The sequence below is a fragment of the Nannocystis pusilla genome, assembly GCF_020073745.1.
GTDB classification, from domain to species: domain Bacteria; phylum Myxococcota_A; class Polyangia; order Nannocystales; family Nannocystaceae; genus Nannocystis; species Nannocystis radixulma.
This window is the reverse complement of the sequence record NZ_JAIRAU010000049.1, coordinates 91,686-105,370: the sequence shown is the minus strand read 5'-3', so window position 1 is coordinate 105,370 and position 13,685 is coordinate 91,686. Positions and strand designations below refer to the sequence as shown.

10 protein-coding genes are annotated in these 13,685 nt (G+C 71.0%); 7 read left to right on the top strand and 3 right to left on the bottom strand.

Going from position 1 to position 13,685, the window contains the following annotated elements; all coding sequences use genetic code 11:
* Positions 1 to 27: 27 nt before the first annotated feature.
* Positions 28 to 1,212 carry an SO2930 family diheme c-type cytochrome gene (locus K7C98_RS36250; protein ID WP_224196451.1) on the top strand — a complete coding sequence of 395 codons (1,185 nt, stop codon included), beginning with the start codon at positions 28 to 30 and terminating at the stop codon, positions 1,210 to 1,212.
* Positions 1,213 to 1,237: 25 nt separating this feature from the next.
* Here K7C98_RS36250 and K7C98_RS36245 read toward each other — a convergent pair whose 3' ends face one another.
* Positions 1,238 to 2,482 (bottom strand): hypothetical protein, encoded by a 1,245-nt coding sequence (locus K7C98_RS36245; RefSeq protein ID WP_224196450.1) that lies wholly within the window; start codon positions 2,480 to 2,482, stop codon positions 1,238 to 1,240.
* Positions 2,483 to 2,763: 281 nt separating this feature from the next.
* Here K7C98_RS36245 and K7C98_RS36240 point away from each other — a divergent pair, with 281 nt between their 5' ends.
* The 5 genes from K7C98_RS36240 to K7C98_RS36220 all read left to right on the top strand — a co-directional run bounded on the left by K7C98_RS36240 (position 2,764) and on the right by K7C98_RS36220 (position 10,019).
* Positions 2,764 to 3,279, top strand: coding sequence for a (2Fe-2S)-binding protein (locus K7C98_RS36240; RefSeq protein ID WP_224196449.1), 516 nt, complete (start codon positions 2,764 to 2,766; stop codon positions 3,277 to 3,279).
* Positions 3,269 to 5,695 (top strand): xanthine dehydrogenase family protein molybdopterin-binding subunit, encoded by a 2,427-nt coding sequence (locus tag K7C98_RS36235; RefSeq protein WP_224196448.1) that lies wholly within the window; start codon positions 3,269 to 3,271, stop codon positions 5,693 to 5,695. Before K7C98_RS36240 ends, K7C98_RS36235 begins: the two co-directional genes overlap by 11 nt.
* Before the next feature lie 81 nt (positions 5,696 to 5,776).
* On the top strand, positions 5,777 to 6,709 hold the full coding sequence (locus K7C98_RS45220; protein WP_224196504.1) for an FAD binding domain-containing protein: 933 nt from the start codon (positions 5,777 to 5,779) through the stop codon (positions 6,707 to 6,709).
* A gap of 69 nt (positions 6,710 to 6,778) precedes the next feature.
* Positions 6,779 to 9,085, top strand: a complete 2,307-nt coding sequence (locus K7C98_RS36225; protein ID WP_224196447.1) for a carboxypeptidase regulatory-like domain-containing protein — start codon at positions 6,779 to 6,781, stop codon at positions 9,083 to 9,085.
* Between the two features lie 238 nt (positions 9,086 to 9,323).
* The gene (locus K7C98_RS36220) at positions 9,324 to 10,019 is read left to right on the top strand and encodes an acetoacetate decarboxylase family protein (protein WP_224196446.1); all 696 of its coding nucleotides are present in this window, start codon (positions 9,324 to 9,326) and stop codon (positions 10,017 to 10,019) included.
* A gap of 48 nt (positions 10,020 to 10,067) precedes the next feature.
* Here K7C98_RS36220 and K7C98_RS36215 read toward each other — a convergent pair whose 3' ends face one another.
* Positions 10,068 to 10,949 (bottom strand): hypothetical protein, encoded by an 882-nt coding sequence (locus K7C98_RS36215; RefSeq protein ID WP_224196445.1) that lies wholly within the window; start codon positions 10,947 to 10,949, stop codon positions 10,068 to 10,070.
* Between the two features lie 179 nt (positions 10,950 to 11,128).
* Positions 11,129 to 12,280, bottom strand: coding sequence for a hypothetical protein (locus tag K7C98_RS36210; RefSeq protein WP_224196444.1), 1,152 nt, complete (start codon positions 12,278 to 12,280; stop codon positions 11,129 to 11,131).
* A 43-nt stretch (positions 12,281 to 12,323) separates the two neighbouring features.
* Here K7C98_RS36210 and K7C98_RS36205 point away from each other — a divergent pair, with 43 nt between their 5' ends.
* Entirely contained in the window at positions 12,324 to 13,637 is a 1,314-nt protein-coding gene (locus K7C98_RS36205; protein WP_224196443.1) for a hypothetical protein, read from the top strand.
* Positions 13,638 to 13,685 lie beyond the last annotated feature (48 nt).

Here is a 13,685-nt window from a genome sequence, read left to right as displayed (position 1 = left end):
TGTATGAGAGGCCATGTACTTTGGGTCATGGGTGTCGTCGCCGCCTGCGGCGACGCCGGCGGCGCGGCCGAGGGCACGGCGAGCCCGACGAGCACGACGAGCGCGACCGACACGAGCGGCGCGACCGCGACGACCGACCCCGGGACCGACACGACCGCGCCGACCACCGGTGACCCGTGCGCCGGGACCACGCGCTGCCCGGTCGAGGGCGAGTGGCCGCTGCCGAAGCTCAGCGACTACGACTTCTTCGTCGCGCCGATGGTCGACCAGGCGCCCAAGGACGGCGTGGTGCCCTACACCGTGGCGGCGCCGCTGTGGTCGGACGCGGCCGGCAAGGGCCGCTTCATCGTCCTGCCCGAGGGCGGCAAGATCGGCTTCACCGATGGCGAGGGCTGGAGCTTCCCCGACGGCACCACGATCATCAAGACGTTCTGGTTCGACCACGACCGCCGCGACCCGGCCGCGGGCCGGCGGGTGATCGAGACCCGGCTGCTCGTCCGCGAGGCGGGGGCGTGGGAGTCGTTCACGTACCTGTGGGACGACGCGCAGACCGAGGCGACGCTGCTCAAAATCGGCAAGCGCGTCGACGTCGAGTTCATCGACGAGGAGGGCGTGGCGCGGGTCGAGGAGTACATCGTGCCGAACCTCGACCAGTGCGGCAGCTGCCACGAGCGCGACGACACCTCCGAGCTGCTGGGGGTGATCACCCACCAGCTCAACATGGAGATCGAGGTCGACGGGCAGACCGTCAACCAGCTCGAGTGGATGGCGTCTCAGGACATGTTCTCCGGGGCATTGCCCGACGTACAGGCGCTGCCGCGGCTGGTCGACCCGTTCGGCGACGAGCCGCTCGAGACGCGCGCGCGCTCGTACCTGCACGCCAACTGCTCGCACTGCCACCGGCTCGGCGGCGGCGCGGGCAAGAGCGGGCTGGTGTTCCTCGCCTGGGAGGAGGTGCACGCGAAGTTCGGGGTGTGCAAGGTGCCGGCCGCCGCCGGCCCGGGCACCGGCGGCAACGACTACGACATCGTGCCGCGCCACCCGGACAAGAGCATCGTCGCGTTCCGCATGAATTCGCTCGATCCGGAGATCAAGATGCCCGAGCTGCCGAACCGGGTGATCGACGAGCGCGGGGTGGCGCTGATCGAGGCGTGGATCGCCGGCATGGAGGCGGCGACCTACCCGGACTGCAAGCCAGACGAGATGCCGTGAGCTGTCCCTCGGGACAGCTCGCCTCTCACTGGCGCGGCGGGACCGGGTCGCAGTAGAGGCAGGGGTCCATCACGGGCGAGGTCGTCTCGACCGGGTGGGGCGGCCGGCGGGCGGGGAACGTCAGGGTGCCTGCGCCCCAGCGGCCGGCCTTGCGCCGGCGCACGACCGCGGAGAAGCTGTCCTCGCGGACGACGAGCTCGGCGAACCCGGGCCGGTTCGACTGCAGCTCGGCCTTGAGGGTGGTGCTCTGGAAGTACCAGGCGCCGCGGACCCCGCCGCGGCTGTCGGGCGCCGAGGCCGAGCCGGAGATGACCTGAAAGACAGGGTGCTTGAGCCAGAAGCGGCTCGAGCGCTTGGTCGCCGGGCCGATGTCGGCGGTCGCCAGGACCATGCGGTCGTGGGCCGACAGCGCGCCGGCGAACAGGCCGGCGTCGACCGCCTCGCGCAGCGGCGGGGCGTGGAGGTAGTAGCCGCTGTCGCTGAAGAGGCCGCCGACGCCGTGCGGGCCGGCGCTCTCGAGCGGGTGGTGGCTGACGAGCACGCGCGGGTGCGCGGCCGGCCTGGCCGCGACGGCGGCGAGCAGGGCCGCCTGCTCGGCCAGGCTGTGGTCGGCGCGGGCGGCCGCGGGCGTGCCGACCGGCGGTGGGACCAGCCAGGCGGCGCTGTCGACCACCACGAGCTCGACCAGCGGGGCTGTCTCGGACGACATGTCCTTCGGGCCCGGTACGCAGACACCTGCCGTACAGGACATGGTCACTCGGACATGTCCGTCGGGATAGACGGCGGCGCTGTAGTTGTGCGCCGGCATCGCCCACGGCATGGGTCCTCCGGCGTCGGCTTGCAGCTCGAGCTCGGGCTGGCCGCAGCGCCAGTCCTGCTCGCCGAGGGCGGCGAGCGCCGCGCCGCCGGCGTCGACGTGGGCGCGCACCACCTGCGCCAGCGCGGCCGGCCCCCTGGCCTGCCACGCGCGCGCGGGCGCGGTGCAGCGGCCGAGGTCGCCGGGCCCGACCGGGCCGATGTTGTCGCCGAGCCAGAGCACCACCGCCGGTCGTCCGCGGCGCCGGTGCTCGGCCAGCACGCGCTCTAGCTCGGCCGCCACGACCGCGCCCGACCGCCCGCGCGCGCCCACGTCGCCGAGCAGCACCAGGCTGACCTCGGGGACAGCTTTGTCGGGCACCACGGGCGGACCCCACGCCTTGCCGCGCTCGATCGCGCAGGCCGAGAGCGACAGCGGGGCCGACAGCAGGGCGACGAGGGCGAGGCGCGTCACGGCACGGCCTCGGCGACATGGGCGAGCGCGGCGAGCTCGGCGAGATCCGTGAGCCAGTGCGCGGCCGTCATCGACGCGCGAGCATAACACGTGCAGACCTGCGAACGGCGCGGCGCCTCGCGCGGCGGGCCCGACCGCTGCGCCGGGGTCGGCCCCGTGATCGGGCCCCGTCGTCGCGCCGAGGGCCGCGGCGGCAAAGGCCCGTTGCGGCGAGGTTACGCACGGTCTGGAGCCGGGCGCGCGCTTGCGCGGGGGCTGTGGCTCGGGCAAAAGTCGAGACCATGTCGCCCGCGGCGATCATGCTGTCGATGACCGTCAACGGCGAGCCGGTGCAGGTCGCTGCGCCGCCGCACTGGACGCTGCTCGAGGTGCTGCGCTACCGCCTCGACCTGATCGGCAGCAAGCAGGGCTGCGACAAGGGCGACTGCGGGGCCTGCACGGTGCAGATCGACGGGGTCCCGCAGCTGGCCTGCTTGACCCTGGCGATCCACGCCGAGGGCCGCGCGGTGACCACGGTCGAGGGGCTGGGGCTTTCGTCCGGCGGGGTGCACCCGCTGCAGGACGCGTTCGACCGCCACACCGCGGCGCAGTGCGGCTTCTGCACGCCGGGCATCCTGCTGAGCGCCGAGGCGCTGCTGCGCCGGCGCGGCCGCGAGGTCACGCGCGCCGAGGTGTGCGAGGCGCTCGCGGGCAACCTGTGCCGCTGCACCGGCTACACCAAGATCATCGACGCGGTGGTCGACGCCAGCCGCGTGATGGCCGGTGCGCACACCCAGGAGGCTGGCCGTGGCGAGTGACGACGGGGAGCGCGAGGCGCAGGGCGACGGCATCGGCGAGACCACGGAGGCCGCCGAGAAGGCCATGTGGCAGCTCGGCAAGTCGCACCGCAAGGTCGACGCGATGGAGCGCATGCGGGGGGTCACCCGCTACACCGACGACCTCAAGCTGCCGGGCATGCTGCACGCCAAGATCTTGCGCAGCCCGCACGCGCACGCGCGCATCAAGTCGATCGACAGCTCGGCCGCGCTGGCGCTGCCCGGGGTGTTCGCGGTCGTCACCGGGCAGGACTTCAAGATCCCCTACGGCATCATCCCGTGGACGCCCGACGAGAACGCGCTCGCGGTCGAGAAGGTGTGCCACGTCGGCGACGGCCTGGCCGCGGTCGCGGCCGTCGACGAGGACACCGCCAACGCGGCCCTGCGCGCGCTCGTGGTCGAGTACGACGTCCTGAAGCCGTACTTCGACCCCGAGGAGGCGCTCAAGGTCCGCGACCGCGAGGGCACGATCAACCCGTACTCGCGCAAGGGCAACGTGTCGAAGCACGTGCTGCTCGAGTTCGGCGACGTCGAGGCCGAGCTGGCCCGCGCCGACCTGGTGGTCGAGGGCGAGTACTTCTTCGAGGGCACCACCCACGGCGCGATCGAGCCCCACTGCGCGCTCGCCCACCTCGACGGCAGCGGCGTGCTCACCGTGTGGTCGGCGACCCAGGTGTCGCACTACCTGCACCGCGAGCTGGCCAAGGTGCTCGAGCTGCCGCCGCACAAGATCCGCGTGATCCAGCCGCCGCTCGGCGGGGCCTTCGGCGGCAAGAGCGAGCCGTTCGACCTCGAGTTCGTGGTCGCCAAGCTGGCCATGAAGACAGGTCGGCCCGTCAAGCTGCTGTACACCCGCGAGGAGGTGTTCTACGCCCACCGCGGCCGCCACCCGATGAAGATGAAGCACCGCACGGGCTTCACCAAGGACGGCGGGCTGCTCGGCGTCGACGCGCGCACGATCCTCGACGGCGGCGCCTACTCGAGCTTCGGCCTGGTCACCACCTACTACTCGGGCCAGCTGATGTGCTCGCCCTACGTGTTCCCGGCCTACCGCTTCGACAGCACGCGCGCCTACACCAACAAGCCGGCGTGCGGGCCCAAGCGCGGCCACGGCTCGGTGCAGCCGCGCTTCGCCATGGAGATCCAGCTCGACAAGGCCGCGCACGCGCTCGGCCTCGACCCGATCGAGCTGCGCCGCCGCAACGCGATCAAGGCCGGCGAGAAGACCGTCAACGAGTTCACCGTCGGCTCGTCGGGCTTCCTCGAGTGCCTCGAGAAGGTCGAGCGGTCGTCGGGGTGGATCGAGAAGCGGCGCACGCTGCCGTACGGCCGCGGGATCGGGATCGCCGGCTCGACCTACATCAGCGGCACGAATTACCCGATCTACCCCAACGAGATGCCGCAGGCGGCGGTCCAGATCTGCCTCGACCGCAGCGGCCGCGCGCGCGTGTTCAGCGGCGCCAACGACATCGGCCAGGGCAGCAACACGATGCTGGCCGTGATCGTGTCGGAGGAGCTGGGCATCCCGCTCGAGGACATCCGCGTGCTGTCGGCCGACACCGACCTGTGCCCGGTCGACCTCGGCGCCTACTCGTCGCGCATCACGCTGATGGTCGGCAACGCCTGCCTGGTCGGCGCGCAGCGGCTGCGGCGCAAGGTGTGCGAGAGCGTGGCCAAGCGCTGGGGCATCCCGCGCCAGCGCGTCACGCTGGCCGGGCGCATGGCGATCGACCGCGAGGACCCGTCGCGCCACGTCGACAGCGCGCAGGCGTTCCAGTGGGCCGAGGCCGACCACGGCCTGCTCGGAGAGACAGGTAGCTACAATACGCCGAAGGACCGCCACGGCGAGTACCGCGGCGGCACGATCGGCGCGTCGCCGGCGTACTCGTTCACCGCCCACGTGGCCGAGGTCGAGGTCGACCCCGAGACCGGGCTCGTCGAGGTCAAGACGATCTGGATCGCGCACGACTGCGGCAAGGCGCTGTCGCGCAAGATCGTCGAGGGCCAGATCGAGGGCTCGACCTACATGGGCTTCGGCGAGGCGCTGATGGAACGCCACGCGGTCGACCCGGCCCACCGCGGCGTCCACACCGGCCCGAACCTCCTCGACTACCGCATGCCGACCTTCCTCGACACGCCCGACCTCGAGGCGATGATCGTCGAGGCGCCCGACGAGAACGGGCCCTACGGCGCCAAGGAGGCCGGCGAGGGGCCGCTGCACTCGAGCATCCCGGCGATCGCGAACGCGATCTACGACGCCGTCGGCGTCCGCCTCGACCGCCTGCCGTTCTCGCCGCAGAGCGTGCTCGCGGCCCTGCGCCAGCGCGAGCAGTGGGAGCGCGCCGGGCAGGTCGAGCCGCACAAAGCCGCGGACCTGAACTCCCGGAGGAGCGCCTGATGCTGCGCCTGCCGCAATTCGAGGTCGTCGCCCCCGAGAGCGTCGCCGACGTCGTGACCGCGCTGCAGCGGCCCGGCGCGCATCATCGCCGGCGGTACGGACATTCTCCCGAACCTGAAGCACCACCTCGGCACGCCGCAGCACCCGAACGAGTTGCCGCCGGTCCTGGTGAGCCTGTCCCGAGTGACAGCCCTGCGCGGGGTCGTGCTCGACGAGGCCGCGGGGGTCCTGCGGATCGGCGCGGGCGTGACGCTGTCGCAGCTGAGCGAGCACCCCGAGGTCCAGCGGCACTTCCCGAGCCTGTCCCAGAGCGCAGGTGCGGTGGCGAGCCCGCCGATCCGCAACATGGGGACGATCGGCGGCAACGTGAACCTCGACACCCGCTGCCGCTACGTCAACCAGACCCACTTCTGGCGCGAGGCGCTCGGCGGCGGCTGCCTCAAGTCGGAGGGCAACGTGTGTCACGTGGTCCCCGGGGGCCGCAACTGCGTGGCGGCGATGAGCTCCGACAACGTGCCGGTGCTGATCTCGCTCGACGCGACGATCGTGCAGGCGGGCCCCGAGGGCGTGCGCGCGCTGCCGATCGAGGAATATTATAAAGCCGACGGCCTGGCGCACACGAACGCCAAGCCCGGCGAGGTGACCACCGAGCTGCGCGTGCCGCTGGCGAAGGGGCCGCGGCGCGCGCAATACGTCAAGTGGTCGGTGCGCAAGAGCATCGACTTCCCGCTGGTCAGCGTGGCGCTGCGCTTCGACCTCGCCGAGGACGAGGCGACGATCGCCGCGGTCAAGGTGGTCGTCGGGGTGCTCGGCTCCAAGCCGCGCACGCTCGGCAAGCTCGACGAGGTGGTCGGCAAGAAGCTGGCCGACCCGGCCGTGCCGCGCATGGTCGCCGACGCCGCGTACGCGCAGTGCAAGCCGCTCGAGAACGTGCCCTACGAGGCGGCGTATCGGCGCGACATGATCCGCGTGTACACGCGCCGGGCGATCGAGTCGCTGGCCGCCCAGGCGTAGCTCGCTCGTGGCATTGGCGTGTCGAAGCACGGTCGCTCGTCTCCCGCCGGTGCGGTGAAGCGAAGGGCGGTGATCGTTGCGGCTCTGATCCTCCTCGGGATCGGCGCCTGGTTTTGGCGGCGAGAGGCGGTCACGCCGGTCTTGCACGTCGGCCCCACCGAGTCGCGCCCGGAGGGGGCGACGTCGTTGGCGCTCGAGCACCCGCGGTCAGAGCCAGAAGTGGCGCTTCGCTTCGGCGCGCTCGCCTCGATCTCCGGGACCATCCGTGAACCTGGCGGCTCGGCGGTGGCCGGCGCGCAGGTGTGCGCAGGTGTATCGAGCTCTCTGTTGCCCGATCGTGAGGGCTGGCGGCCGCGCTGTGCCGTGAGCGAGCGCGACGGGCACTATCGGATCGACGGACTCGTGCCTGTGCGCCACCGGGTGACGGCGAGCGCGAGCGGGTACGCCCCGGCGATCTTTCACAGCGGTGAGTTCGAGGCCCTCGATCTGCGCCCGGGCCTGGAGGCGACTGGGATCGACCTCGTGTTGGAAGCCGGCGGTGTCGAGGTGAGCGGCGTCGTCAAGGACCTCAGCGGAGGTCCGATCGAAGGTTCGAGCGTGATCGCTGAACGTAGCTTTGCGCGCACCGACGCGGAGGGACGGTTCTCGCTGTGGGTCCGAACTGGTCCGCTCAGTTTGGTCGCGGACGCCGAAGGTTACGCGCCGGCGCTCGCCGAGGGCATCGCGCCCGGGACAGTGTTCGAGGTGTACCTGACGCCCGAGGCGGTGCTCGTGGGCAAGGTCGTCCTGATCGGGAGCGGCACGCCGGTCGAAGGCGCCACCGTGACCGCCGGTGGCCGCCAGTGGGGTGGGAGTCACGCGGCGATCACCGATGCTCACGGCAACTTCCGGATCGCCGGGCTCGCGCCCGGGGCGTACAAGCCTGTCGCCAGGTCCGACGACGCGATCGGCAAGGCCGCCGAGCAGGTGCTTCTCGGGCTCGGCGAGACGTCGTCGCAGGTGACGATCGAGGCCCATCCGGCGCTGTTTGTCGAGGGGCGCCTCGTCGTGGCTGGTGGCGGCGCGTGTGACGATGGTTGGGTGGGGTTGCGAGATCCGGTTCATCTCGGCAACTCGCTGGCGAGCCCGGAGGTCGACGGGGTCGTGCGGCTGCTCGGGCTTCAGCCCGGCACCTACGAGGTCAGGCTCGGCTGTCGTAATCACCTCCTGGAGGAGCGCTACGAGCCGATCACGATCCGCGACCGGAGCGTGCGAGGGGTGACCTGGACGGTGACGCGTGGTCAGGCGATCCGCGGGCAGGTCGTGGCCGCGGATGGTACGCCGGCGCCGCGGCTCGAGGTCCGGGCCGCCCCGTCGAGCGATCTTGATCAAGGGCAGGCGCGGCGAATCGACGCTCGTGCGATGACCGGCGCAGATGGTCGCTTCGCGCTCGGAGGGTTGCTGGCCGGGAACTACACGCTGTCCGTCTCGGGGGGTCGGCCGGCGCCGGCCCCGTTGAGCGTGACGGTGTCGCGCGACAGAGACCTCGAAGACGTGCGCATCGAGCTGCCGGAGACCGGGCAGGTGGTCGGGCGCGTGACCGATCCGGGGGGCCGAGCGCTCAAGCGGTTGCGCGTCGCGCTGCGCGGCGATGGCCCTGGAACTTTCGCCGTCATCCGCGACGACGGCAGCTTCACGATCGAGCACGTGGTGGCCGGCAGCTACCGGGCGATCGTGGAAGGGAGCCAGGGCGAGCTGCGAAGACCGGGCAAGTCGCCCGAGGAACCCCCGGGTGAGCCGGTCGAGGTGCGAGCAGGCCAGTCCGAGACGATCGCGCTGGTCGTCGAGGCCGCGGCCGGAACGATCGGCGGTGTGGTGCGCGACGTTCAAGGTCGACCGATCGTGGATGCGTTCGTCGAGGCGGTGCGGGAGCCGGAAGGTGGCGGTGGTGCGAAGCGCCAGGAGCCGTGGGGCAGTTTCTTCGAGACGCCGCACCTGACCGATGCCGACGGGCATTTCGAGCTCGGAGGATTGCTCGCAGGGAGGTACACGCTCCGCGCCTACCGCAAGGGCGGCGGAGAGGCGTTCCTCGATCACGTGGCGCTCGGCAGCGAGGTGGCGATCGTGATGGAAGAGACCGCGCGCATCTCGGGCACGGTGAGCGTCGGCGAGGGGCCGCTGCCCCAGGAGTTCTTCCTGCAACTCGTCGACGAGGCGACCGGCTATCGTCGTCAAGACAGCTTCTTTCGCACGAACGGAGCGTGGAGCGTGCCCGAGCTGCCGGCGGGCCGTTACAAGATCCGGCTCCGGGCGGGCAAGGCGACGCAGGAGGTCGAGGTCTCGGTTCGCGCGGGCGAAGAGATCCGCGATGTGCGTGTCGAGCTGGAGAGTCTCTGACGGGCGCCCGGGCGTGACGTGATTTCAGGTGTCGTCGGTCGACGGCGTGGATCGTCGATGGGTTCGCGCGCTCGTCGTGGTCGACGGCGCTGCGCGTGGCGTGCTCGAGTGCGCGCATTCGTGTCGATGCACGAGCGGCGCGGGTGCGCATCGGGGCGTGAGCGGGGATGCCCGGCGGCCCGCGCTTCCCTGCCATGCGGAGACTGCCTATGCTCGTCGGCTCGCAGGTTGGAACCCCATGACTGACATTCCCAAGCTCGCCGCGCCTCAGCTCGTCGTCAACAGCCGCATGCTCTACACCAGCTGGATCCCCGCCGATCCGCAGGCCGCGAGGGCCTATTTGCCGCCGGCGCTGCGTCCGGCGCCGAACGGGGCGATCTACATGAATCAGTACGTCGTCGACTCCGCCGAGCAGACGACCGGGTTCGGGGCCTACTCGCTGACCTACATCGGGCTCGACCTCGACGTGTTCGCGCCCGACGGCGTGACGCCGGCCCGCTTCTTCACGCATTACTTCAATTCGTCGCAGGTCGTGCGCGCCTACGTGAGCGCCCGCGGCGTGCCGGCCAGCCCCGGCAACACCGAGCTCGATCTGCACGCGCACACGCTGACCGCCACCACCTCGATCGACGGCAAGCCGGTCATCCGCACCCGCGTCAAGGTGAGCAAGAAGATCGGCACCACCGTCGCGGGGCACCTCAAGTACGTGACCCGCGTCGGCGACCGCCTGGTCGGCGGCAACTACCCCTACATCGGCGAGCTGGTCGACGAGTTCGAGGTGCTCTCGCTCGAGTTCCTCGACCCCGACCACCCGGTGTACGCGCTGCGTCCGGCGGCGCCGCTGCAGATCGTCGTCGGCTCGAGCTTCTACTCGCCGCGCGACTCGTTCGTGTACCCCGGCGGCGAGGAGGACATGGGGCCGGCGAGCGGCTAAGATCTGGGTGGCGCTTAGGACATGTCATAAAGGGCATGTCCGATGCGGCTAGTGCCCTGATAACGGCGCGCCGGTGCGGCAGGCCTCGGCGAGCTTCGGCCACAGCTGCTCGGCCACGCTGTGGCCGTAGTAAAACACGCGATACAGCGCGCGGCCGTTCAGGCGCTCGCAGCGGTCCATGGCGCGGATCCGCCGCGGGTCGTGGCCGCCGCGGCTCTGACCGATCACATCGGCGAGGGCGGCGGTGTTGAGATCGTCGAGGTCGTCGCGCGGGCGCAGCAGGTCGGCGATGTCGGCGTAGAAGTTGCGGTACGGGGCGGGCGGCGGCGCGGGGAAGTCGAGCTCGAGCCGCGCCAGCACCACGAGGAGCGGCTGTTCGCGCGGATCGGCGGCGCCGGCTGCGGCCAGACGCTCGCGCGCGGGGACGTCGACGCGCGCCAGCAGGTCGGGGCGGCCCGCCAGGTAGTACGCGGCCTCGTCCTTCACCTGCGGCGGGGCGGAGGCGATCGTGTCGACGAGGACGCGGACGCGGGCGTCGTCGTCGCGCGCGGCCGCGTACGCGCGGAGGGCCAGGACCAGCGGGTCGTCGGCGCGGCGCTCGAGGTAGCCCTCGTACTGGCCGAGGGTCTCGCCGCGCGGGCCGAGGAACACCAGCGCGCGGCGGCCGGTGCGGTAGCCGACGTGGCAACTGGTGTTGGTCTCCTGGCCCTGCAGCGTCGCCCGCGGCGAGCCCTTGAGGGTCCGCAGCACGCGGAGCTGGGCCATGCCGGCCTGGTGTCGCCCGGGCGTGGCCGTGACCTGCACCTCGGCCACGCGCGCGGCCGCGTCGTACAGCTCGAACGGGGTCTCGTGGCGCTTGGAGCAGGCCGAGGCCGGGCGCGGGGCGAGGAGCAGGACGGCGGCGGCCGCGAGGAGCGTGCGGGCGAGCATCGTCGAGGAACAACGCGCGGCGGGGTGCGAGGATTCACCGGACCCGGCGCGCGCGTGTGAGGCGACGCCGGGGTCGGTCCCCCGCATACCGGCAGGATAACATGTATCGAAAAACATGTTTGAAAGGGCATGCTTGAAAGAGCATGCCTTTTTAAACATGCCTGAAAGGGAAGCCGGCGTCACTCCCCGATCAGGACCGTGCCGGCCTTGCCGACGGCGAACACCTCGCCGGTGGGCGCGGCCCAGGCGGCGAACAGCGCCTTGGCGTCGGCGGGCGTGGGCACGGAGACCCAGCCGACGCCGTTGAAGGCGGTGATCGCGGCGACGCCGCCGAGGATCTCGCCGACGCCGAACACGCGGTCGCTCGCGGTGCCGGTGAACATGTGCATGTAGCCGTTGAGGTTGGGGTTGACGACCTTCCACGTCGCGCCGTCCCAGCGGTGGCCGATCCCGTCGGTGTGGGCGGCCGCGTAGGCGAGGTTCGGCGTCGGCGCCCACAGCCCGAACGAGCGGTTCGGCGCGCCCGTGTCGGTGATCGAGACGCCGTCCCAGCGCAGCGCGCGGCTGGCGGTCATGAGCGCCTGCGTCTCCGAGAAGGCGCGCAGCGAGATCGAGCGGGGCTTGCTGCCGCTGGGCGTGAACACGCCCTGCGGGGCGTAGACGGAGAGCTGGGTCTTGAGGCCGTCCTCGACGTGCCACAGCACCTGCTTCTCGCCGCTCTCGTCGTAGACGAGGGCGAGCATGTTCTCCTCGCCGAGCACCGAGATGCACGCGTTCCACCCCCAGGACGGGTTGAGATCGACGTAGGGCAGCCACTCGATGCCGTCCCAGCGGATGATCGCGCCCTCGGTGTCGATCGCGTACACGTCGTCGGCAGCGCTGCCGTGCACGCACTCGAGGCGCGTACTGATGCCGCTGTCGGTCGCCAGCCAGCTGGTGCCGTCGTAGTGCAGGGCGGCGCCGCTGTCCCCGACCACCCACACGTCCTCGGCGTCTGCGCCCCACACGCTGTAGAAGTCGACGCCGCCCGGCACGGCCTGCTTGGTGAACACGCAGTCGCCGAGGCAGGCGGACGCCGGCAGCACGCACTCGCCCTGCAGGCAGACCTGGCCGGGCCCGCAGGCGGCCGCGTCCGACCACACGGTGCAGCCGGACTGCGGATCGTCGACGCACTCGCTGACGCCCCCGCCGCTGCACTGGCTGGCCCCCGGCGCGCACGCGTCGGTGCAGCCGAGCACGCAGGCGCCGTCCTCGCACACCTCGTCGGCGGCACACGGGTCGGGCGCGGACCACTCGAGGCAACCATCCTCGCCGACCTCGCACACCTGCACGGCGTCGTCGAGGCACTGCAGCGCGCCGTCGTCGCACGCGTCGGTGCAGCCCGTGGTGGTGGTGTCGGAGGTGGTGGTGCTGCTGGTCTCGGAGGTGGTGTCGCTGGTCGTGGTGTCGCTGGTCGAGGTCGTGGTGGTGGTGTCGGTCGTGCCGGCGGTGGTGGTCGTGCTCTCGGTGGCCGTCGTGTCAGTGGTGGTGGTCGTGGGCGTGCTGTCGGTGGCGGGTCAGGGCCTGAGCTCCATGAAGAGGGGCCGTGCCTGGAACTGCGTTTTAGCGCGCGCACGTGCGTTCTGCGAGATACGCGCAGTCGGGTTCCGTGGGTTATGTCTCGCGTACGAGGACGTCAAGAAGGATCCGACCCGCTCCTTCGAGATCGTCGGGCATGAGGAGTCGGCCCTGCTGCCCAGGCACGACAAGTTCCTGCTGTGGGCGCACGACATCTCGCACAACCGCTGGGGCGGCAAGTTGGCGGCGGACGACCCGAAGACAGCGGCGAACATCTCGCACTACGTCCCGGCCTTCTTGCGCTGGCAGATCCTCGAGAACGGCGATTCGAGTGATCGCCAGCGCTTCATGGATCTCCTTCATTTCGATCGTAACACCGTGACTCTGGACCCGTCCCTCGACGGGACGGGGTTCTGGGCCAACACTTCGCCGGAGGACGCCGATCTCGACTCGCCCGTCATCTTCGGCGACTTCGCGCACGGCTTGAAAGGCGATTCCCACAAGCGACTCCAGATTGACAACATGCTGCGCGCCAGCCCGGACGCGTGCATATCGGCCGTGTCGCCCGCCTCGTCAAGCAAGGTGGTGACGACGACCGGCTTCTCGAACGGCCAGGTCTGCATGGGGTCGAGCCAGAACTTGACGCTGCCGATTCCGATGGGCTCGGCCGATACGTGGCACCGAGAGACCTCGGCGATGCGGGTGCGCTGGGGGGACCTCGAGTCCGGCGGGACTATCCAGTGGGCTGTCGACGAGAGCCTTCGCGAGTACTCGTTCCTCTCGCTCCGCGCCGGGCAGATCAATCACGCGTCGCCGCCCACCATGACGACGATGAGTGTCGGCCTGAAGACTCCATCCGGGATGGTGAGCCAGGCCTTCCCCGTCGACGTCGACCTCTACACCCAGGACGATTTCTCGGTGACGGTCGGCGCGCACACGAGTCAGACGGTCAATTTCATGCGATCGATCCGCATCCCGCTGAGCGCGTTCTGCGATCAGGGGGCCGACATCAGCGACGTCGAGGCCGTGGTCATCACGTTCCCGAACGACGTCGACTCGCGCACCGTGCTGCTCGACAGCATCGAGTTCACCAAGGCCGACGACGAGAAGGACATGGGGCAGTGTCTCTGACCGGGCTCGCGCGGTCCCGGGTCGGCGTCGGCTGCGACGACCGGATGA

Bases quoted from the DNA above. Each gene is read 5' to 3' on its own strand.
- K7C98_RS36220 (WP_224196446.1), top strand. From the start codon at position 9,324: ATGACTGACATTCCCAAGCTCGCCGCGCCTCAGCTCGTCGTCAACAGC.
- K7C98_RS36240 (WP_224196449.1), top strand. From the start codon at position 2,764: ATGTCGCCCGCGGCGATCATGCTGTCGATGACCGTCAACGGCGAGCCG.
- K7C98_RS36250 (WP_224196451.1), top strand. From the start codon at position 28: ATGGGTGTCGTCGCCGCCTGCGGCGACGCCGGCGGCGCGGCCGAGGGC.
- K7C98_RS36215 (WP_224196445.1), bottom strand. From the start codon at position 10,949: ATGCTCGCCCGCACGCTCCTCGCGGCCGCCGCCGTCCTGCTCCTCGCC.